The organism is Nocardioides panzhihuensis, assembly GCF_013408335.1.
Classification (GTDB): Bacteria; Actinomycetota; Actinomycetes; order Propionibacteriales; family Nocardioidaceae; genus Nocardioides; species Nocardioides panzhihuensis.
Map to the genome: position 1 here is coordinate 74,188 of NZ_JACBZR010000001.1, position 20,012 is coordinate 94,199.

Sequence of the window (20,012 nt, forward strand, 5' to 3'; positions counted from 1 at the left end):
GGATCCTCATGATTGCTCCTCCCTGCGTACGTCTTCTCGCCGCGGCCGTGCTCGCGACGCTCGCGCCGTTCCTGCTCGTGCTCCCGGCTTCCGCGCACGGCTTCACCTCGACGGTCTACGCCGAGCTGACCCAGCCCACCGATGGCGTTCTCAGCACCGAGCTCGAGATGGAGTACGTCCTCCTCGTCAGGTCGGTGGCGAAGGCGGAGGGCGACCCGGAGCTGGAGAGCCAGGCCAAGGCCGCCTTCCCGACCTCCGGAGCTGACATCGGGCTGATCGGGGAGCACCGGGACGCCGTCCTGGGATACCTTGGCGACCGCTTCCGCATCTCTGTCGACGGTCAGGCCTGCACGCCGACCGTGGGTGACGAGCTCCGGGCCACCGAGCGCGACGGTGTGCCCCACATCGTCGTCACGCTCGACCACGCGTGCCCCCAGGTGTCGAGCGACGCGGTGTACGAGATCGCCAGCGAGCTGTTCCCGGAGTCGGAAGGCTTCGTGGGGAGCACTGAGACGATCCTCGACTACTCGCTGCCGGAGGCCGCAGGCAACACGGTCCTCACCGTCGAGGACCCGAGCTTCTCCACCGACGAGGCGACGCCGACCCGGCTGCTCGACTTCTTCGTCCTCGGTGCCGAGCACCTGCTCTTCGGCATCGACCACATCCTGTTCCTCGTCGCGCTGATCGTCGGCTCCCGCCGTCCGCGCGACATCCTGCTGACCGCAACCGCCTTCACGGCGGCTCACTCGGTGACCTTCATCCTGGCGAGCCTCAGCCTGGTGACGATCCCGGCCTCGATCGTCGAACCCGTGATCGCGCTGTCGATCGCGGCGGTGGCGGCCTGGCATGTGTGGCGCTCGTGGCGCGACAACGGCGATGACGTCGCCGGGTCTCGCGACCGACCCGCGGACAACGGCGACGTGCCCGTCGTCTCGACCGGCCCGGTCGGGGGTGCCACGACCGTGGTGGCGCCCACGCGGCTCTCGACGGAGGTCGAGCCGAGGTCGCCTGGTCTGCTGAGATCGTTGGACTCGGGGGAGAGGGTCAGGCTCGCCGTGGTCTTCGGTTTCGGCCTGATCCACGGCTTGGGCTTCGCTGGCGCCTTCGGGATCGACGAGCCGTTCTCGTGGGGGCTGTTGGGCTCGCTGCTCGTCTTCAACCTCGGCATCGAGGTCGTGCAGCTCGTGATCATCGCGCTGGTCTTCCCGGTGCTCCTGGTCCTGCGGCATCGGCAGCCGGCGGTCGGACGGTGGCTCGGCATCGTCGCCGCCGCAGGTGTCGCCCTCGTCGGTCTGTTCTGGTTCGTCCAACGACTCCTCGGATTCGGGTGACCTGATGGGCGAGACGGGCCTGGTACGACAGCGGTCCGCCAGCGCGGTGGTGGGCCCTTCGTGTCGCTACCACGCGGTCGCCGCCACGCTGGAGGAGCGAATCCGCGCCGGTGAATACCCGCCCGGCAAGCCGCTTCCGACGGTGTCCTGCCTGGCACGGGAGTTCGGGGTCGCGCGCGGCACCGTGGAACGCGCGCTCACGCGCCTGGAGAGCGACAGCCATCTGGTCTCACACCATGGCCAGCGCTGGCATGCGCACGCGGTCACGCGTCTGCAGAGCCTCGGAGTGCGTTCGTTCGCCCAGTGGGCCGTGGCGTCCGGGCTGAGACCGGGAGGCCGATTCGTAGACGTGGCACGGGGTCGTGCCACGTCCTTGGAGGCGCGTGAGCTCGGCGAACGGCCGGGCAGCCCGGTGCTGCGGGTCGTACGTGTGCGTTCCCTCGACGGGTCGCCCGCCATGGTCGAGCACACCGTGTTTCCAGGGTGGCTCACCGCGACCATCGAGTCCTTGTCCGCCGATGCTCCCTCGATCGCCGATGTCGTCGAGGGTCGGCTCGGTGTCTGTCTCGGGCACGCCGAGCACCGGATCGAGGCCTTCGCGGCAACGGCCATGGACGGTCGGCTGCTCGGCGTATCGCGGGGGAGTCCGCTGCTGCGAGTCGTCCGCACCGCGCGATTCGCCGACGGTCGCTCCTTCGAGTACAGCGACGATCGTTACCTTCCCGATGTCGTGTCCCTGTCGCTGGTGACGTCCTCGGGTTAAAGTAGACTAAATAACTCATATTACTTTGGAGTGTTTGGTCATGCCGGTCGGCAACCTGTTCACCCGCCGCAGGCGGGCCGCTGTGGCGACGGCCGCGATGAGCGCCCTCGCGGTGACCGGCCTGGTGCACGAGCCGGCCGCCGTGGCGGCCGCCCCGACGCGTACGCCTGGTCTCGAGCGGCCCGTGGAGAAGCCGAACCTGCTGATGGTCACGGTCGACGACCTCTCCTATCTGGACATGGACCACCTGCCGCAGGTGCGGAAGCTGGTCGAGCGGACCGGAGTCTCCTTCTCCGAGGGGATCGCGCCGACGCCGATCTGCGTGCCGGCGCGGGCGTCGCTGCTGACCGGGCAGTACGCCCACAACCACGGTGCGCGCACGATCGAGGGGCCGCACGGGGGATATCGAGCCTTCGACGACTCCCGGACGGTGGCCACCTCGCTGCAGGAGGCGGGCTACTCGACGATCCTGGCGGGGAAGTACCTCAACGGCTACGGCGAGGGTGAGACCCGCGGCGACCTACCGCCCGGATGGGACCAGTGGCGCGCGACCGTGGACCCGTCGACCTACAACTTCCGCTCGCCGAAGTTCAACGTCAACGGCGAGATCATCAAATCGAAGGGCTACTCCTCGACCGTCATCACCGAGCACGCGAAAGCCGGGATCGCGGCCGGGCGCGCGAGCCGAAAGCCCTGGTTCGCGTGGGTGAACTACGTCGCGCCGCACCATGGGGCACCCAGCGGTCCCGACGATCCGAAGCAGGTCTACCCCGGCACCGATGCCGCGCTCTCTGTGACTGTGCCCGACCAGCAGGATCGTGGTGTCTACGACAACGTGCCGATCCCGTCGCGGCCCAACCTGTTTCCCGACGACACCTCCGGATATGCGAAGGGCTCGCCGGCGCGCGGGCGGTTCGACCAGCAGAAGAAGGACGCGCTCCGGATCGCCTACCAGCGACGCCTCGAGGCCATCCGCAGCCTGGACCGCAACATCGCCTCGCTGATCGGATCGCTCCGGAAGAGCGGCGAGCTGAAGCGAACGCTGGTCGTCTTCACCTCCGACAACGGCTTCTCCAACGGCTACCACAACCTCAACGGCAAGCTCTGGCACTACGACGAGTCGCTGCGGATCCCGGTGCTGATGAGCGGCCCCGGGGTGCCTCGCGGCCGGACGGTGCGGACCCCGGTCACCAATCCGGATCTCGCCGCGACCCTGCTGGCGGCGGCCGGGGCTCGGCCGCCTCGGGCGCCGGATGGGATCGACATCATGCCGTGGCTGCGCGCGCCCGAGCAGGTGCGCGCGGTCCCGGTCGGCGGCTGGCGGGTGACCGACGGCAGCCGCAGGCTCTGGTCCGGGATCCGGGTCGGCTCCTGGACCTACGCCCGCCTGCACACCGGTCAGGTCGAGGTCTACGACCGCTCCTCGGACCCCTATGAGCAGCACAACCTCGCCTCGGACCCGGCATCCGGGGCGACCGTGAAGGCCCTCGCGAAGCTGGCCGACCGCTACCAGGCCTGCGCCGGGTCGACCTGCCCGAAGGACCTGTACGCCGCCGGGCGGGCGCTCGACCTGGAGCGGCTGTGATGCGGGTCGGTGATCTGGAGCGGGAGGCCGCCCGGGTGCGGCTCGTGGAGGCGTACGCCGCCGGGCGGCTCGATGCGCCCGAGCTGGAGTCGCGGGCTGCGGCGGTGTGGGGTGCGGTCCGGGCCGGTGAGCTCGCCGCGGTGGTGGACGATCTGGGCGAGGGTCCGGCTCCGCCTGGTCGGGAGGCGCTCCGCGCCGTACGCGATCTGCTGGTGTTTCTGGTCAGCGGCGCGATCGCCGTCGTGGTCTGGCACCTCACCGGCCGAGGGTTCTTCTGGCCCCTGTGGGTGTTGGTCTACACGGGTCTGCCGCTGCTGCGCCCCTGGCGGGACTAGGACTGCCTGGCGAGAGTGTCCGCGGGGACGCTGCCCGACTCGATCTCCCGCGCCAGCTCCTTGATGCGTACGCCGCTGGCGGTCCAGCTGCCGGCGCTCTCCTCGTGGATCGGGGTGAAGCCGCGGCGCACCTCGATGGTCCAGTGGCGGCCGAAGACCACCCGGGCGCCGATGGCGAAGGGGAGGACGGCGAGCAGGAGGAGGAGCTCGATGCCGGTCAGGAGCATTACAATGACGGCAACGACGAGGAGCGGCAGCGCGATGACGAGCCAGAGCACCATGAGGATCGCGCTGATCGGATCGTCGCCTGAGGGCGGGCTGGGGACGTCGAATCCGTCGAGACTCAGTTGGCGTGACTTCCGCTGCCATGGGACCCAGCGTCGGGTGACTCGGTAGACCTGTCCGCCAGGAGTGCGTACCTTCACGGCGGTCAAACTAGTGCCGCGTCTCAGTTAGCGGTTGTAAACCTCACACTTTGTGGTCACCGCCACTCCGTCGGCCTAAGGTTCGATCCATGAACGACGCCGTTCGCGACGACTCGTTGCGCCTCGCCCAGCCGGCAGACGCCCATTCCCAGGAAGAGTGGGAGGCGGCGACCGCTGCTGTCCTCCGCAAGAGCGGTCGGCTGACGTCCGACGACGCCGACTCCCTCGTCTGGGACAAGCTGACCCGCACCTCGCTCGACGGACTCCGGATCGCCCCGCTCGGGCTGCCGGACACGTCCTTCGCCGACGTGGCCCGTCCCGCACGCTCCGGCCCCTGGGACATCCGCTCCCTCGTCTCCGGGCTCTCTGGGCTCTCCGGGGTCGACGCGAAGTCGGCCAACGAGGCCGCCCTGGTCGACCTGGACGGTGGGGTCTCCTCACTGTGGGTCGCCGCCGACGAGACCACCGACCTCGCCGTGCTCCTCGACAAGGTGCTCCTCGACCTGGCGCCGATCGTGCTCGACGCGCCGATCGGCGCGGTCAAGGTCGCACAGGGCCTGCTCGCCCTGATCGCCGAGCGTGGCACCGGCCTGCACGCCGCGACCAACCTGGGTGCTGACCCGATGGGTGCGCTGCTGCGCGACCTGCCGCTGGCGCCCGACGAGGCCTTTGCCGAGCTGGTCGACCTCGCTCGGCTGGCCCAGGGGATCGGGGTGCGCGCGATCGTGGTCGACGCCACCGCCGCCCATGACATCGGCGCCTCCGACGTCCAGGAGCTCGGCTGGTCGATCGCGGTGGGCGTCGCGTATCTGCGCGCGCTGACCGAGGCGGGATTCTCGCCCGCCGTGGCGGCTGCGCTGATCGAGTTCCGCTACGCCGCGACCGACGAGCAGTTCCCCACGATCGCCAAGCTTCGAGCCGCCCGCCAGCTCTGGTCCCGCGTGCTCGAGCTCTCCGGGTGCGAGGGCGTGGAGATGCGTGTCCACGCGGTGAGCTCGCGGCCGATGCTGTCGAAGTACGACCCCTACGTGAACATGCTGCGCGGCACCGTCGCCGCCTTCGCCGCCGGTGTCGGCGGGGCCGACGCGGTGACCGTGCTGCCCTTCGACTCCGCCAACGGCGTACCGGACGGGTTCGGGCGCCGGATCGCCCGCAACGTGTCCCACCTGCTGATCGACGAGTCCCACGTCGCGGCCGTCGCGGACCCGGCCGGTGGCTCCTTCGCCGTCGAGAAGCTGACCGCCGACATGGCCGCCGCGGGCTGGGAGGCGTTCATCCAGCTCGAGGAGGAGTGGACCGGGGCCAACGCCGTCGGCGGCCACGACTTCTCGCCCTTCCGCGACCGTGTCGCCGCGGTCGCGGCCGAGCGGGAGAAGGCGATCGCGCGGCGCAAGCGGCCGATCACCGGGCTCACGGAGTTCCCCAACCTCGCCGAGACGCTCCCCGAGCGGCCCGCTGACCCGCTGAACGACCGGGCCGTGCGCTACGGCGCCTCCTTCGAGGCTCTGCGCGACGCCCCGGCCACCGGCAAGGTCTTCCTCGCCACCATCGGCACGGTCGCCCAGCACACCGCCCGGGCGACCTTCGCGACCAACCTGCTCGCCGCCGGCGGCATCGGCGTCGAGGTCGCCGGCGCGACCAGCGACGCCGAGGAGCTCACCGGGAAGTACCGCTCGGCCGGCGCACCGCCGGTCGTCTGCCTGGCCGGGTCGGACAAGACGTACGCCGCATGGGGTGCAGACGCGATCGCAGCCCTCCGTGAGGCGGGTGCCACGCACGTGATCATCGCCGGGAAGCCCGACGCCGTCGACGCCGAGGTGGACGACGCCGCCTCGATGGGCGTCGACGCGCTCGCCTTCCTGACCGCTACGAGGGAGAAGCTCTCATGACGATTCCCAGCTCCTTCAAGGGCATCCCCCTTCTGGGCGACTCCGCGCCCGAGGAGGTCTCGACAGGCTCGACCTCCGGTGGGACGCCGTGGCTGAGCCCCGAGGGCATCGAGATCCAGCCGGCGTACGGACCTGCGGATCTCGACGGGCTCGACGCGCTCGACACCTTCCCGGGGCTGAGCCCGTTCCTGCGCGGGCCCTATCCGACGATGTACACGACGCAGCCGTGGACGATCCGGCAATACGCCGGGTTCTCGACCGCTGAGGAGTCCAACGCGTTCTACCGCCGCAACCTGGCCGCCGGCCAGAAGGGCCTCTCGGTCGCCTTCGACCTCGCCACCCACCGCGGCTACGACTCCGACCACCCGCGGGTGCGCGGCGACGTCGGCATGGCGGGCGTGGCGATCGACTCGATCTACGACACGCGCACGCTCTTCGACGGCATCCCGCTCGACGAGATGTCCGTCTCGATGACGATGAACGGTGCGGTGCTGCCGGTGCTGGCGCTCTACATCGCCGCCGCCGAGGAGCAGGGGGTGAAGCCGGAGCAGCTGGCCGGGACCATCCAGAACGACATCCTCAAGGAGTTCATGGTCCGCAACACCTACATCTACCCGCCGGCGGCGTCGATGCGGATCATCGGCGACATCTTCTCCTACACCGCCGCCAAGATGCCCCGGTTCAACTCGATCTCGATCTCCGGCTACCACATGCAGGAGGCCGGTGCGACGGCCGACCTCGAGCTCGCCTACACGCTGGCCGACGGGGTCGAATACCTGCGGACCGGTCTCGCCGCCGGGCTCGACGTCGACGCCTTCGCGCCTCGGCTGAGCTTCTTCTGGGCGATCGGGATGAACTTCTTCATGGAGGTCGCCAAGATGCGCGCGGCCCGCGCGCTGTGGTCCCGTCTGGTCTCGCAGTTCGACCCGTCCAACCCGAAGTCGCTATCGCTGCGGACCCACTCGCAGACCTCCGGATGGTCGCTGACCGCCCAGGACGTCTTCAACAACGTCGGCCGCACCGCGATCGAGGCGATGGCCGCGACCCAGGGGCACACCCAGTCGCTGCACACGAACGCGCTGGACGAGGCGATCGCGCTGCCGACCGACTTCTCCGCCCGCATCGCCCGCAACACCCAGCTGCTGCTGCAGCAGGAGTCCGGCACCACCGAGATCATCGACCCGTGGGGCGGCTCCTACTACGTCGAGAAGCTCACCCACGACCTCGCCGAGCGGGCCTGGGCCCACATCCAGGAGGCCGAGGCGGCCGGTGGGATGGCCAAGGCGATCGAGCAGGGCATCCCGAAGATGCGCATCGAGGAGGCCGCGGCTCGCACCCAGGCGCGTCTCGACTCCGGTGCCCAGAAGCTGATCGGCGTCAACACCTTCCGGCTCGCCTCCGAGGACCGGCTCGACGTGCTCAAGGTCGACAACGACCAGGTCTACAAGCAGCAGCTCGCCAAGCTCGAGCGTCTCCGTGCGGAGCGCAACGACGAGGACGTACGCCGCAGCCTGGAGGCCATCACGAACGCGGCCGGTGCGACGAGCGAGCCCAGCGGCACCGGCAACCTGGACGGCAACCTGCTCAAGCTGGCCGTCGACGCGGCTCGGGCCAAGGCGACCGTCGGCGAGATCTCCGACGCGATGGAGAAGGCGTGGGGACGGCACCAAGCCGTCATCCGTACCATCTCCGGTGTGTATCGGGACGAGGCGACGACGTCGGGTGACTCGAAGGTCACCGAGGTGCTGGAGGCGACCAAGGACTTCGAGGAGGCCGAGGGTCGCCGTCCGCGGATCCTGGTCGCGAAGATGGGCCAGGACGGCCACGACCGTGGCCAGAAGGTCGTGGTCACGGCCTTTGCCGACCTCGGCTTCGACGTCGATGTGGGCCCGCTGTTCTCCACGCCCGAGGAGGTCGCGCAGCAGGCGGTCGACGCCGACGTACACATCGTCGGGGTCTCGTCGCTGGCTGCCGGTCACCTCGCGCTGCTCCCTGCGCTGAAGGCGGCGCTGGAGGAGCAGGGTCGCCCGGACATCATGATCGTCATCGGCGGGGTCATCCCGCCCGACGACGTGGCCACGCTCGAGCAGATGGGCGCGGCCGCGGTCTTCCTCCCGGGCACGGTGATCGCCGACTCCGCCATCGACCTGCTCGGACGCCTGCGCGAGCAGCTCGATCACTGACGGCCTCGAGACCAACACGGTCCCATCGAGCGCGACAGCGGGCTGTGTTGGTCTCGACACGCTCGCTGACGCTCGCGGCTCGACCAGCGGGTACCCGAATATGTCCACGCCAGGGGCGTCGGGCTCGTCTAGCCTCAAAGGTGTGACGGACCTACGCCCCGGGTGGGCATACGGGGACGGGCTGATGAGGGTCGGGGCCTACGAGATCCTCAGCAAGCTCGGTGAGGGCGGCATGGGCGTCGTCCATCTGGCTCGCCACGAGGAGACCGGCGAGCGGGTGGCGCTGAAGGTGCTGCGTACGCATGTCGTCGGAGACGAGGAGACTCGCGCCCGGCTGGAGCGCGAGGTCCGGTCGCTGGGGCAGGTGCACAGCCCCTGGGTCGCGGAGATCCTCGACGCCGACCCCTATGGGGACCATCCCTACGTCGCCACCCGCTACGTGCCGGGGCCGACCCTCCACGACCGGATCAAGGACGACGGTCCGATCCGCGGTGAGGACCGGTTCTGGCTGGCGCGCTGCCTGGCCGCCGGGGTCGCGGCCTGCCACGACGCCGACGTGCTGCACCGTGACGTAAAGCCTTCCAACGTCGTGATGGAGGGGCGTACGCCGGTGCTCATCGACTTCGGGCTGGCCCGGGTCGCCGACGATCCCAAGATCACGCTGACCGGCTGGCTGGTCGGCACGCCGGGATATCTGGCGCCGGAGATCCTGGAAGGGGTGCCGGCGACGGCTGCCAGCGATGTGCACTCGTGGGCGGCCACCACGGCCTATGCGCTGCTAGGCAGACCCCCGTTCGGCACCGGTCCCTCGATGGCGGTCCTGGATCGCGTACGCCGCGGCCAGCACGATCTCGACGGAGTCGAGGGGTCGATGCGCGAGGTCCTGGCGGCGGCGCTGGCGACCGATCCCGCGGACCGACCCGGCCTCGAGGAGCTGCGCGAGTGGCTGATGGAGCCTGAGGTGGCGTGGTCCGGAGGTGGCGACGCCGCGGCGGTCACCAAGGTCCTGCCGGTGACGATGCCGCTGGCCGCCGCGCCGGTGGACGCCGTGCAGCCGAAGGCGACGCTGGTCGACCCGGCCGCCGCCGGTGATGCCCTGACCGAGGTGGAGGAGGTGCCGCCGACCGCGGTGACCGCCACGGATGCGCCGGCCGAGCCCGTCGTCGTGCGCCGGTTCGATCCGCAGTCGCCGCCACCGGCGCCGCAGCCCGAGTCGGGGTGGAGCCCGCCCAGCAAGCACAAGAACCTCAGACGCTGGCCGGGTCCGAGGCACTTCCTGGTCCTCGTCGCGCTCGCCGCGATCCTCGCCGGGGTCGTGGCTGCGTACCCGTTCTTGGGTGTGGCCCTGCTCTGCGCCGGGGTCTGGCTGGTGCGAGCCGTGTCGCTGGCCGCCGACCAGCTGTCGAAGCGCCGCGAGGCGCGTGGGCGCAAGTGGTACGACGGGATGTGGGCCCTCGTCCGCTCACCGTGGGACCTGGTGCGTGCCATCCCGGGAACCGTGGTGCTGACTGCGTTGACGGGGGTGATCGCGGCTGCCGTCGGGTTGGGCTGCTACGTCCTCGGGCTGCCGCCGACGGCCGCGCTCTACGCCGCCGCGATGACCTTCATGTCCGCGGCCTGGCTCGCCTCGCAACGGGTCCGTGACACCGTCGGCCCGATCGTCCGCGTCGCGTCCTCGCCACCCCAGCGTTGGATCGTCGCCGTCATCGCCCTGGCGATCCTCGCCGCGGCCGCCGCCTGGTTCGCGCTGCAGGTGGGCGTCTCGTGGATGCCCCTCGACGACGGGCGGGCGGACCAGCTGCCCGGTGCCGTCCGCGACGTCCTGCGAGACGCTCGCTGACCGATTGGCTAGGGTGCTGGCCATGCCAGGGCCCGACGTACAAGACCTTCTCGACGGCATCAGCGACGGCAAGCGGGCGGCGGTGTCACGAGCGATCACCTTGGTGGAGTCGACCAAGCCGCAGCACCGCGACATCGCCCGCGAGCTGCTCACCAAGCTCCCGGCGGGCGACACCGTGCGGGTCGGGATCTCGGGGGTGCCGGGGGTCGGCAAGTCGACCTTCATCGAGGCGCTCGGCAGCCGGCTGACCGCCAACGGCCTCAAGGTCGGGGTGCTGGCGGTCGACCCGTCCTCGGTACGCACCGGCGGCTCCGTCCTGGGCGACAAGACGCGTATGCAGCGACTCTCGGTGGACCCCAACGCCTTCATCCGGCCCTCGCCGTCCGCCGGGACGCTCGGCGGCGTCGCCCGGGCGACCGTGCAGGCGATGGCGGTGCTGGAGGCTGCCGGGTACGACGTGGTGCTGGTCGAGACGGTCGGCGTCGGTCAGTCCGAGGTGACGGTCGCGGGGATGGTGGACACGTTCCTGTTCCTCACCATCGCGCGCACCGGCGACCAGCTGCAGGGCATCAAGAAGGGCATCCTGGAGATCGCCGACGTGATCGCGGTCAACAAGGCGGACCCCGATGACCCCAACCGTGCCCAGGAGGCGCGTGCGGCCGCGCGCGAGCTCGCCGGCGCGCTCCGGCTGGTGCGCTCGCGCGAGGAGTGGGCGCCTCCGGTGGTCACCGCCTCGGCGCTGCACGACGCGGGGGTCGACTCGGTCTGGGAGCAGGTGATGGCCCATCGCGAGCACCTCGGCGAGGACGGCCTGCACACCAAGCGCGCCGAGCAGCAGCTCGACTTCACCTGGGCGCTCGTCCGCGACGAGCTCGACCAGCGGCTCAAGCACTCCGAAGGCGTCAAGGCGATCCGCGACCAGGTGCGTGCCGAGGTGCTCTCCGGGGAGCTTCCGGCGACCGTCGCCGCGGACCGGATCCTCGCCGCCTACGACAGGGATTAGTCTGACAGGACCATGCTGGAGCCTGCTGCCTTCCTCGCCGAGCGAGTCGATGCCTACGACGCCGAGCTGATCGACCTGCGCCGCGACATCCACGCGCACCCGGAGCTCTCCTGGCAGGAGCATCGCACCACCGAGCTGATCGTCGAGCGGCTGGAGAAGGCCGGTTGGCAGGTCGACCGGCCGTCCACGACCGGGCTGATCGCCGACCTGGGCGGGGACGGGACGGACTCGAAGGTCGTCGCGCTGCGCGGCGACATGGACGCCCTGCCCGTCGACGACGTCACCACCGACGTCTGGACGAGCACCGTCCCCGGGGTCGCCCACGCCTGCGGCCACGACGTGCACACCACAGCCCTGCTCGGCGCCGGTCTGGCGCTGGCCGACCTGCACCGGGAGTCACCGTTGCCCGGGGGCGTACGCCTGCTGTTCCAGCCCGCCGAGGAGGTCATGCCCGGCGGTGCGCTTCACCTGATGAGCCTGGGTGCGCTCGACGACGTGGAGCGGATCTTCGCGCTGCACTGCGACCCGACCGTGGACGTCGGGCGCGTCGGGCTCCGTTCCGGGTCGCTGACCAGCGCGTCCGACGTGATCGATGTGCATCTCAGCGGCACCGGCGGTCACACCTCGCGTCCGCACCTGACCGGTGACCTGGTCTTCGCGCTCGCCAAGGTGACCACCGAGCTACCTGTGATCCTGAGCCGGCGGATGGACCCCCGAGCCGGCATCAGCGTGGTGTGGGGCAAGGTCTCGGCCGGCCTGGCCCACAACGTGATCCCCGCCCACGGCTCTGTCGGAGGAACGGTGCGGATCCTCGACAGCGACGCCTGGAGCGAGGTCGAGCACGTGGTGCGCGAGGTCGTCGCGGAGATCATCGCCCCCTACGGCGTGACGGCTGCGGTCGACTACACACGAGGCGTCCCGCCGGTGAGCAACGACGAGGAGTCCCACCAGATCCTCGTCGACACGGTCAGCGACCTCCTCGGCGAGCGGGGCGCGGTCGTCTCCGCGCAGAGCCTCGGTGGCGAGGACTTCGGCTGGTATCAGGAGCAGGTCCCGGGGTCGATGTTCCGCCTCGGCGTACGCACTCCCGGCGGCCCCACCTACGACCTCCACCAGGGCGACCTGCGGATCGACGAGCGCGCGGTCGGTGTCGGCGCCAAGGTCCTGGCCGCCGCCGCCCATCGCGCCCTCGCCCCGCCGAATCGGTAGGAACGGCGAGCCGAGAAATCACCTGTGGGCGACGAAACGGGAGTTTTCGTCGCCCACACGTGCAGTATTCGGCGGGTCAGCCTTTTCGATATGGCACGCCGTCGGCGGCAGGTGCACGTGAGTGCCCGACCAGGCCGGCGACGGCGAAGATCGTCACCACGTACGGCAGCATCAGCATGAACTGCGACGGCACCGGCGAGCCGATGACCGAGAGCACCGACTCGACGTTGGACGCGAAGCCGAAGAGCAGCGCCGCCAGGGTGGCCTTGATCGGGTCCCACTTGCCGAAGATGACCGCAGCCAAGGCGATATAGCCCGCACCGCCGGTCATCTCGCGACCGAAGGACGGCACCGAGACGAGCGTGTACGTCGCCCCGCCGATGCCCACGATCGCGCCGGCCAGCAGCACCGTCCGATAGCGAGTGGCGATCACGTCGATGCCGACGGTGTCGGCGGCCTTCGGGTGCTCGCCGACCGCACGGACGCGCAGGCCCCACTTGGAGCGGTAGAGCGCCCAGGCGACCAGGAAGACCGCGGCGTACATCACGTAGACCAGCACGGTCTGGCGGAAGAAGATCGGGCCGAGGACCGGGATGCCGGACAGCAGCGGGATCTCCAGGCGCGGGAAGTGCGGAGGGTTGTTGAGCGCGCCGGCGTTCCCGGAGAGGACCTGGGAGAACATGAAGCTGGTGAACCCGATCACCAGCACGTTGAGGACGACGCCCACGATGACCTGCTCCACCCAGTAGGTGATCGCGAAGAGACCGAGCAGCAGCGCGACGAGCATGCCGGCGACCATCGCCGCGACCAGTCCCGCCCACGGCGACCCGGTGATCGAGGCGGTGATCGCCGCGCCGAAGGCGCCGAAGAGCAGCTGCCCGTCGATGGCGATGTTGACCACGCCCGCGCGCTCACCGACTACGCCGCCCAGCGCACCGAACACCAGAGGCACCGCCAGCGCGAGCGCGCCGGCGAGCAGACCGACCACGGGAAGGGTCTTGCCCGCGACCGCCCAGGCCAGGAAGCCGCTCACCGCGAACACCGCGAAGGCAGCGATCACGACCAGGGGAGTCTTGAGCCTGGAGTAGGACCGCCAGGCGGCGAACGCCGTGCAGAGCAGGCACAACAGCACAGCGGCCCAGACGATGCCGTTGGCGGGGAGCGAGACGTCCGGGATGGCGAACCAGTCGCCTTCGCGGCTCCACCGGAAGGTGGAGTCACCCTCGCGAGGGCTCACCAGGACGAGGAGCGCCACCAGGATCGTGAACACGCTCATGACGATCGGCGGCTTCCACAGGCCGGGGATGCGTTCGGCGACGCCCTTGGCGTCGGCCTGGACCGGAAGATCGACAGCAGACACAGTGCTCAGGCCTCCTTCGTGGGGAGTCGGAAGATCGCCTTCACCAGTGGTGGCGCGGCGAGGAACAGCACGATCAGCGACTGCACCACCAAGACGATGTCGACCGGGATGCCTTCGGAGGCCTGCATGAAGAAGCCGCCCGACTTGAACGCGCCGAAGAGGACTCCGGCGGCCAGGATGCCGAACGGACGAGACCGTCCCAGCAGCGCGACGGTGATCGCGTCGAAGCCGATCGCGGCGTCGAGGCCGCTGGTCGCTCCGTCGGTCACCGAGCCGAGCACCTGGTTGACACCGGCCAGGCCGACCAGAGCGCCCGAGATCATGAAAGCGCTGGCGTAGGCGACGCCGACGTTGATGCCGGCCGCCTTCGCCGCCGCGGGGTTCTCACCCACGGCGCGGAACCGGTATCCGAGCGAGGAACGGTTGAGGATCCACCAGACCAGGAACGTCGCCAGGACCGCGAGCAGGAACCCTGCGTGCAGGTTGAACTGGGGCCCGAGCAGGTCCGGCAGGACCGCCGACTCCGGCATCGGTGCGGACTTCGGGTTGGCCGAGCCAGGCGCCTGAAGCAGCGACTCGCGGGTCAGCGCATAGAAGACCAGGTAGTAGCCGACGTAGTTGAGCATGATCGTGACGATCACCTCGTGGGCCCCGGTGAGAGCCTTCAGGATGCCGGCGATACCGCCCCACAGAGCGGCGACCAGCGCACCGACGAGGATCGCCAGCGGCAGGTGCACGATCATCGGCAGGTCGAGCTTGACCGCCACGAACGCAGCCGCGGCGCCGCCGAGCAGCATCTGTCCGCGGCCACCGATGTTGAAGAGCCCGGCGCGGAAGGTCAGGCCGATGCCGAGCCCGGCCAGGGTCAGCGGCGCAGCGAACTTCAGCGTCTCGGTGATCGGCTTGATCTGCTGGACGAACGTGCCGCCCAGGTCGTTGAAGACCGCACCCCGCCACAGCGAGACGTACGCCCCGGAGATGGCCTCCCACGCGTAGAAGAACGTGTCGGAGGGGCGGGCGAAGAAGTAGGAGAGACCGTAGCGGACGTCCTCGTCGGTGAAGAGGATCATCAGCGACCCGAAGAACATCGCCAGCAGCACCGAGAGCACCGCGACGAGCGCGTTGCCGGTGGTGATCTCTCGCAGCGCCAGGTGCCAACGGCTCGCCTCGGGCACCCGGTCGGCGTCGGAGGCCGAGTCCTGGGTGCCCTCACCGACGCGATCGTCGGTGGACACATGCGTCGACTCAGCAGGCTCGTCGGCCGGCTGGTGCTCCGGCCCCTTTTCACTCATGCCGCCGCCTCCGTTGGGCAGATCGAAGAATACGGAAGCGACGGCCTGACGCTTGTTGTCGCTCGCTGGCGCTCGCTCATGACTCAATCCCTTCAGGAGTCTCGCCGGCCATCATCAGGCCAAGGTTGTCGCGGGAGGTGTCGGCGGGGACGATGCCGACGATCCGCCCGCGGTAGAGGACCATGATCCGGTCGGCGAGAGCGGAGATCTCGTCGAGCTCGGAGGAGACGACGAGCACGGGGACACCCGAGTCCCGTGCCGCCACGATCTGCTTGTGGATGAACTCGATCGACCCGACGTCGACGCCGCGAGTCGGCTGGGAGGCGACGAGAAGCCGCAGGTCCCGGGAGAGCTCCCGAGCGACGACTACCTTCTGCTGGTTGCCACCGGAGAGCTGCCCGGCCAGGGTCGAGACCCCGGGGGCGCGTACGTCGTACTCCGCCAGCTTCTCCTTGGCGAAGGTGTCGAGCTTCTTGAGGTTCAGCGAGCCGCGGGAGACGAAGGGCTTGTCATAGCTGCGGTTGAGCATGAGGTTCTCGGCGATGGTGAAGTTGCTGACCAGGCCGTCGACCTGGCGGTCCTCGGGGATGAACCCGATGCCCGCCTCGAGGGCCTTGCGCACCGAGCGGCCCACGATCTCACGGCCGTCGAGGTTGATCGAGCCCTCGACGTGAGGAGCCAGGCCGACGATCGCCTCGGTGAGCTCGGTCTGGCCGTTGCCCTGGACGCCGGCCACCGCAAGGATCTCGCCGGCGTCGATGTGGAAGCTGATGCCGTCGACGTGGACGTGGCCGTCCTCGTCGGCGACCACGAGGTCGGAGACGACCAGCGCGCGCTCGCCCGGCTCGGCCGGCTCCTTGTGCACCTTGAGCTCGACCGGGCGGCCGACCATCAGGGCCGCGAGCTCGGCGTTGGAGGCCTCGGGGGAGGCCTCGCCGACCACCGTGCCACGCCGGATGACCGTGATCCGGTCGGCCACCTCCCGCACCTCGCGGAGCTTGTGGGTGATGAACACGATGCCGGTGCCGGACTCCTTGAGCTGGCGCATGATCGCCATCAGCTCGTCGGTCTCCTGCGGCGTCAGCACGGCGGTCGGCTCGTCGAAGACGAGCACCTCGGCGTCGCGGGAGAGGGCCTTGATGATCTCGACGCGCTGCTGCACGCCCACGGGGAGGTCCTCGACGAGCGCGTCGGGGTCCACCTCGAACCCGAAGCGCTCGGAGATGTCCCGGACCAGCTTGCGGGCGGCGTCGAGGTCGAGCTTGCCGGCGAAACCGGTCGCCTCGTGGCCGAGCATGACGTTCTCGGCGACGGTGAAGACCGGGATGAGCATGAAGTGCTGGTGCACCATGCCGATGCCGGCGGCCATCGCGTCGCCGGGGCCCTTGAAACGCTGCGGCTCGTCGTCGATGAGGATCTCGCCCTCGTCGGCCTGGTAGAGGCCGTAGAGCACGTTCATCAGCGTGGACTTGCCCGCGCCGTTCTCGCCGAGGAGGCAGTGGATCTCACCTGGCTCGACGGTCAGAGAGATGTGGTCGTTGGCGACCAGGGAGCCGAAGCGCTTGGTGATGTCGCGAAGCGCGAGTCTCATGGCACGGATCATTCCTTGCAGGGATGGAGAGATTCCAGAGGTACGTGGTGAGGGGGCCGGGTTCGCCGGCCCCCTCGCCGTGGTGGACCCCGACGAGCGGGGGCCACTTCGTTTCAGACCCCGGAGGGGGTTACTTCGCCAGGTAGGAGTTGACCTTGATCGAGCCGTCCTTGATCCCGGCGGTGACTTCCTCGATCTCGGCCGGAAGGGTGTCGGAGACCTTCGACTCGAAGTTGTGGAACGGCGCCAGGCCGACCCCGTCGTTCTCGAGGGTGCCGACGTACGGCGTCGCGTCGAACTCGTCCTCACCGGCGGCCTTGACGACGTCCGTGGTGGAGGTCTTCATGTTCTTCAGGATCGAGGTGAGCACGACGTCCTGGGTCTTCGGGTCGGTCTCGTAGAAGTCGGCGTCGACACCGATCAGGGCGACCTCCTTGCCGGAGTCCTCGATCGCGGTGAGCGCGCCCTGGTAGATCGGGCCGCCGACCGGCAGGATCACGTCGGCGTCCTGCTGAATGATCTGGCGGGCGGTGTTGGTGGCCTTCTCGTTGGCGACGAACTCACCGGTGAACGAACCCTTCTCGCCACCCTCGTAGCCGACGACCTTGACGTCCTTCTTCTTCGTCTTCGCGTAGTACTCCACGCCCTGCTTGAAGCCGTCCATGAAGATCGTCACGGTCGGGAAGGGCTGGCCGCCGTAGGTGCCAACGACGCCGGTCTTGGTGTAGTCGGCGGCGACGTAGCCGGCCAGGAACGCGGCCTGCGCGGTGTCGTAGAGGATCGGCTTGATGTTCTCGGCGTCGGTCTTGCCGTCGAAGTCGGCGTCGGCCGCGTCGTCGATCAGGACGTACTCGGTCTCGGGGTTGGCCTTGGCGGACTCGATGGTCGCGGCGGACAGCGCGAAACCGACGGTCACGATGGTGTCGCAGCCCTGCCCGACCAGGCTCTCCAGGTTGGAGGTGTAGTCGTTGGGGCTGTTGGACTCGACAGGCTTCGGCTTCGTGCCCAGCTCGTCGGCCGCCGCCTTGATGCCCTCGTAGCTGAGCTGGTTGAACGACTTGTCGTCGAAGCCGCCCTCGTCGGAGACGATGCAGGGAAGGTAGTCGCTCTTCCCCTCCCCGGCGCGCTCGGCCGGCGCCTCTCCACACGCGGCGAGCGCGGCTGTGGTCAGGACCGCGACGAAACCGCCGGCGGCGGCCTTCTTGATGTTGTTCTTCACTGGTGCCTCCAGGTCGTTGCTCCGCGAAATGCGGCGCAAAGGACGTTCATGGTCCGAACGCTCTCCCCTATGACCGAGCAATTCCAGGGATTACGTGAACGGTTACCAACTTTTGATCTCGGCGAAGCCTAAGCCTCCTACGTTGCATTCGGTTATCTGGACAGCCTCTAAGGTCGGACCATGACCGAGAAACAGACGTACGCCGCAGACGGCTTTGACTGGGAAGGACTGCGTGCGCACGCCGTCGACGCCGCAAAACATGCGTACGCGCCCTACTCCAACTATCCCGTCGGAGTCGCCGGCTATGCAGACGACGGGCGTCTGCTGCAAGGGTGCAACGTGGAGAACGCGGGCTACGGCGTGACGCTGTGTGCGGAGTGTGGACTGGTCTCCTCTTTGCACATGACCGGAGGCGGCTCGCTCACCCACGTCGTCTGCGTCAACGGGTCCGGCGAGGTCATCATGCCGTGCGGCCGCTGCCGCCAGCTGCTGTGGGAGAACGGCGGACCGGAGCTGCTGCTGATGACCGTCTCGGGTGTGAAGCCGATGTCCGAGGTCCTCCCCGACGCCTTCGGTCCCGAGGACCTCGCCTAATCAACCCCTAGCGTCACCAAACCGTGCGGCCCAGGTTCGGGCAGCCACACATCGGAGATCACGATGACGTACGCAGCGCCCGCCCCTCCGCCGCCTGCGCCGCAGCGGTCGTCCGGACCGGGGCGGTGGGCCTGGTTCGCGGTCGGGATCACCGGCGGCCTGGTCCTCGGCGTGATCGGGGCCGGGATCTTCGTGATCGTGGGCGCGGCCGGCAGTGACGACGAGCGGCCGAACGTCGCGGCGCTGGCCGGCGAGAACTACTGCTACCGGATCGCCGAGAGGCTCGGCATGGACTACGTCGGTGACGATCTCTCCGGGGACACCTTCGGTCTGGACTACGGGGGCAGCTGCACCCTCACCGAGGCGAACCCCGACTCCGACGAGTACGGACACAGCCGTGAGGCGAGCTTCGAGATCGAGCTGCGCAACCTCAATCCCCTCATCGACTGGGTACGGGACTGCCATGACGGTCAGCGGGCGGGTGGCGTGGTGACGCTGCCGGGCGAGCAGCTACCGGGTGGTGGCGTCATGGACGAGCGCACCTGCGTCTCGGTGAAGCCCGGGAGCGGCACCGCTTGGGCCGGGCGGATGCTCGCGGACTCGCTCAGCATCACGGTGGATCCCGACCGGAGCGAGCATCCCCGTCTCGACGTACGCCTGGTCGAGATCCTCGACGCGGCGGAGAGCGAGCTGTCATGACATCCAGGGGTTCGGCAATGTCACGGGTGGTGCTTCCGTTGCTCGGCGGGACCGCGGTCGCACTGGCTGTGGTCGCGGGGGTGGTCGGTGGCGCGATCGCGCTGCTCGGGACGGACGAGAACGACGCGGGAGCCGTTCCCGCCGACATCTGCTCGAACGTGTCCGGCGTGATTCCGCCGGAGCTCAGCCAGGTCGGTGACGTTCGACGTACGGACTCGGCGGACAGCACTTCGATGTGCTCGTTCCGAGGCACCACCTCGACCGGGGAGACCTCGGTCCTCATCAGTCTCATCACGATCGGTGGAACCGGGCCTGCCGAACGGATGGAGGAGGACCCGGAGCGCTTCGTCTCAATGCGTTGCGGTGGGCTCAAGATGTTCACCACGGTTCCGCAGGCCCCTGGCATCCCTGAGGGAAGCTACGACGAGGTTCCTGACAAGTGGTGTGCCGCCACCGAGGTTCGCAGCGGTGAGGACGACAGCGTCGAAGCTGCGGCGGGTGCGGGCACGGTTCACAACCGGGTGGAGCACGTCGGGGGCAGCGCGTACCTGCAGGTGACGATCCTCCGAGCCGGTGTCGATGTCGACGGGCTCGAGGAGCTCGGGGTCGAGGTCGTCGACGCGTTGCGACCGTGAACCGCCGATGATCGAAGTGGTCACTTCGGGCCGTCGGGAGTGGTGGTGACGGCCCCGGA

17 protein-coding genes are annotated in these 20,012 nt (G+C 69.3%); 12 read left to right on the plus strand and 5 right to left on the minus strand.

Going from position 1 to position 20,012, the window contains the following annotated elements:
• Positions 1-8 precede the first annotated feature (8 nt).
• From BJ988_RS00295 to BJ988_RS00310, 4 genes are read left to right on the plus strand one after another with little or no spacing between them, the layout of a single operon-like run.
• The gene (locus BJ988_RS00295) at positions 9-1,331 is read left to right on the plus strand and encodes a HupE/UreJ family protein (protein WP_179656138.1); all 1,323 of its coding nucleotides are present in this window, start codon (positions 9-11) and stop codon (positions 1,329-1,331) included.
• A gap of 4 nt (positions 1,332-1,335) precedes the next feature.
• The gene (locus BJ988_RS00300) at positions 1,336-2,094 is read left to right on the plus strand and encodes a GntR family transcriptional regulator (protein WP_179656139.1); all 759 of its coding nucleotides are present in this window, start codon (positions 1,336-1,338) and stop codon (positions 2,092-2,094) included.
• A 40-nt stretch (positions 2,095-2,134) separates the two neighbouring features.
• On the plus strand, positions 2,135-3,679 hold the full coding sequence (locus BJ988_RS00305; protein WP_179656140.1) for a sulfatase-like hydrolase/transferase: 1,545 nt from the start codon (positions 2,135-2,137) through the stop codon (positions 3,677-3,679).
• Positions 3,679-4,014, plus strand: coding sequence for a DUF1707 SHOCT-like domain-containing protein (locus tag BJ988_RS00310; RefSeq protein WP_179656141.1), 336 nt, complete (start codon positions 3,679-3,681; stop codon positions 4,012-4,014). The genes BJ988_RS00305 and BJ988_RS00310 overlap by 1 nt, the downstream gene beginning before the upstream one ends.
• On the opposite strand, the gene BJ988_RS00315 is transcribed toward BJ988_RS00310, so the two are convergent.
• Positions 4,011-4,439: a hypothetical protein gene (locus tag BJ988_RS00315; protein ID WP_179656142.1), complete on the minus strand. Its 429-nt coding sequence runs from the start codon at positions 4,437-4,439 to the stop codon at positions 4,011-4,013. The genes BJ988_RS00310 and BJ988_RS00315 overlap by 4 nt on opposite strands.
• Before the next feature lie 89 nt (positions 4,440-4,528).
• Between BJ988_RS00315 and BJ988_RS00320 the strand changes: the two genes are divergently transcribed.
• The 5 genes from BJ988_RS00320 to BJ988_RS00340 all read left to right on the plus strand — a co-directional run bounded on the left by BJ988_RS00320 (position 4,529) and on the right by BJ988_RS00340 (position 12,563).
• Positions 4,529-6,328 (plus strand): methylmalonyl-CoA mutase family protein, encoded by a 1,800-nt coding sequence (locus BJ988_RS00320; protein ID WP_179656143.1) that lies wholly within the window; start codon positions 4,529-4,531, stop codon positions 6,326-6,328.
• Entirely contained in the window at positions 6,325-8,511 is a 2,187-nt protein-coding gene (scpA, locus tag BJ988_RS00325; RefSeq protein ID WP_179656144.1) for a methylmalonyl-CoA mutase, read from the plus strand. The genes BJ988_RS00320 and scpA overlap by 4 nt, the downstream gene beginning before the upstream one ends.
• 142 nt (positions 8,512-8,653) lie before the next feature.
• The gene (locus BJ988_RS00330) at positions 8,654-10,351 is read left to right on the plus strand and encodes a protein kinase domain-containing protein (RefSeq protein WP_179656145.1); all 1,698 of its coding nucleotides are present in this window, start codon (positions 8,654-8,656) and stop codon (positions 10,349-10,351) included.
• 4 nt (positions 10,352-10,355) lie between these two features.
• On the plus strand, positions 10,356-11,354 hold the full coding sequence (meaB, locus tag BJ988_RS00335; protein ID WP_425490773.1) for a methylmalonyl Co-A mutase-associated GTPase MeaB: 999 nt from the start codon (positions 10,356-10,358) through the stop codon (positions 11,352-11,354).
• A 12-nt stretch (positions 11,355-11,366) separates the two neighbouring features.
• A complete protein-coding gene (locus BJ988_RS00340; protein WP_179656147.1) occupies positions 11,367-12,563 on the plus strand; it encodes an amidohydrolase in 1,197 nt (398 codons plus the stop codon).
• Between the two features lie 76 nt (positions 12,564-12,639).
• Here BJ988_RS00340 and BJ988_RS00345 read toward each other — a convergent pair whose 3' ends face one another.
• From BJ988_RS00345 to BJ988_RS00360, 4 genes are all read right to left on the minus strand, one after another.
• Positions 12,640-13,923, minus strand: a complete 1,284-nt coding sequence (locus BJ988_RS00345; protein ID WP_179656148.1) for an ABC transporter permease subunit — start codon at positions 13,921-13,923, stop codon at positions 12,640-12,642.
• Positions 13,924-13,928: 5 nt separating this feature from the next.
• Positions 13,929-15,215 (minus strand): ABC transporter permease, encoded by a 1,287-nt coding sequence (locus BJ988_RS00350; protein ID WP_179656149.1) that lies wholly within the window; start codon positions 15,213-15,215, stop codon positions 13,929-13,931.
• 76 nt (positions 15,216-15,291) lie between these two features.
• Positions 15,292-16,806, minus strand: coding sequence for an ABC transporter ATP-binding protein (locus tag BJ988_RS00355; protein WP_179656150.1), 1,515 nt, complete (start codon positions 16,804-16,806; stop codon positions 15,292-15,294).
• A 130-nt stretch (positions 16,807-16,936) separates the two neighbouring features.
• Entirely contained in the window at positions 16,937-18,025 is a 1,089-nt protein-coding gene (locus tag BJ988_RS00360) for a BMP family ABC transporter substrate-binding protein (RefSeq protein ID WP_179656151.1), read from the minus strand.
• Between the two features lie 180 nt (positions 18,026-18,205).
• On the opposite strand from BJ988_RS00360, the gene BJ988_RS00365 reads away from it, so the two are divergent.
• The 3 genes from BJ988_RS00365 to BJ988_RS00375 all read left to right on the plus strand — a co-directional run bounded on the left by BJ988_RS00365 (position 18,206) and on the right by BJ988_RS00375 (position 19,953).
• Positions 18,206-18,619 carry a cytidine deaminase gene (locus BJ988_RS00365; protein WP_179656152.1) on the plus strand — a complete coding sequence of 138 codons (414 nt, stop codon included), beginning with the start codon at positions 18,206-18,208 and terminating at the stop codon, positions 18,617-18,619.
• A 63-nt stretch (positions 18,620-18,682) separates the two neighbouring features.
• Positions 18,683-19,318, plus strand: coding sequence for a hypothetical protein (locus tag BJ988_RS00370; protein ID WP_179656153.1), 636 nt, complete (start codon positions 18,683-18,685; stop codon positions 19,316-19,318).
• A gap of 17 nt (positions 19,319-19,335) precedes the next feature.
• Positions 19,336-19,953: a hypothetical protein gene (locus tag BJ988_RS00375; RefSeq protein ID WP_179656154.1), complete on the plus strand. Its 618-nt coding sequence runs from the start codon at positions 19,336-19,338 to the stop codon at positions 19,951-19,953.
• Positions 19,954-20,012: the final 59 nt, after the last annotated feature.

Excerpts from the sequence above, each read along its gene's own strand:
- BJ988_RS00370 (WP_179656153.1), top strand. The coding sequence starts at position 18,683 with ATGACGTACGCAGCGCCCGCCCCTCCGCCGCCTGCGCCGCAGCGGTCG.
- BJ988_RS00295 (WP_179656138.1), top strand. The coding sequence starts at position 9 with ATGATTGCTCCTCCCTGCGTACGTCTTCTCGCCGCGGCCGTGCTCGCG.
- BJ988_RS00350 (WP_179656149.1), bottom strand. The coding sequence starts at position 15,215 with ATGAGTGAAAAGGGGCCGGAGCACCAGCCGGCCGACGAGCCTGCTGAG.
- BJ988_RS00375 (WP_179656154.1), top strand. The coding sequence starts at position 19,336 with ATGTCACGGGTGGTGCTTCCGTTGCTCGGCGGGACCGCGGTCGCACTG.
- BJ988_RS00310 (WP_179656141.1), top strand. The coding sequence starts at position 3,679 with ATGCGGGTCGGTGATCTGGAGCGGGAGGCCGCCCGGGTGCGGCTCGTG.
- BJ988_RS00355 (WP_179656150.1), bottom strand. The coding sequence starts at position 16,806 with ATGAGACTCGCGCTTCGCGACATCACCAAGCGCTTCGGCTCCCTGGTC.
- BJ988_RS00320 (WP_179656143.1), top strand. The coding sequence starts at position 4,529 with ATGAACGACGCCGTTCGCGACGACTCGTTGCGCCTCGCCCAGCCGGCA.
- scpA (WP_179656144.1), top strand. The coding sequence starts at position 6,325 with ATGACGATTCCCAGCTCCTTCAAGGGCATCCCCCTTCTGGGCGACTCC.
- BJ988_RS00365 (WP_179656152.1), top strand. The coding sequence starts at position 18,206 with ATGACCGAGAAACAGACGTACGCCGCAGACGGCTTTGACTGGGAAGGA.
- BJ988_RS00305 (WP_179656140.1), top strand. The coding sequence starts at position 2,135 with ATGCCGGTCGGCAACCTGTTCACCCGCCGCAGGCGGGCCGCTGTGGCG.
- BJ988_RS00340 (WP_179656147.1), top strand. The coding sequence starts at position 11,367 with ATGCTGGAGCCTGCTGCCTTCCTCGCCGAGCGAGTCGATGCCTACGAC.
- BJ988_RS00300 (WP_179656139.1), top strand. The coding sequence starts at position 1,336 with ATGGGCGAGACGGGCCTGGTACGACAGCGGTCCGCCAGCGCGGTGGTG.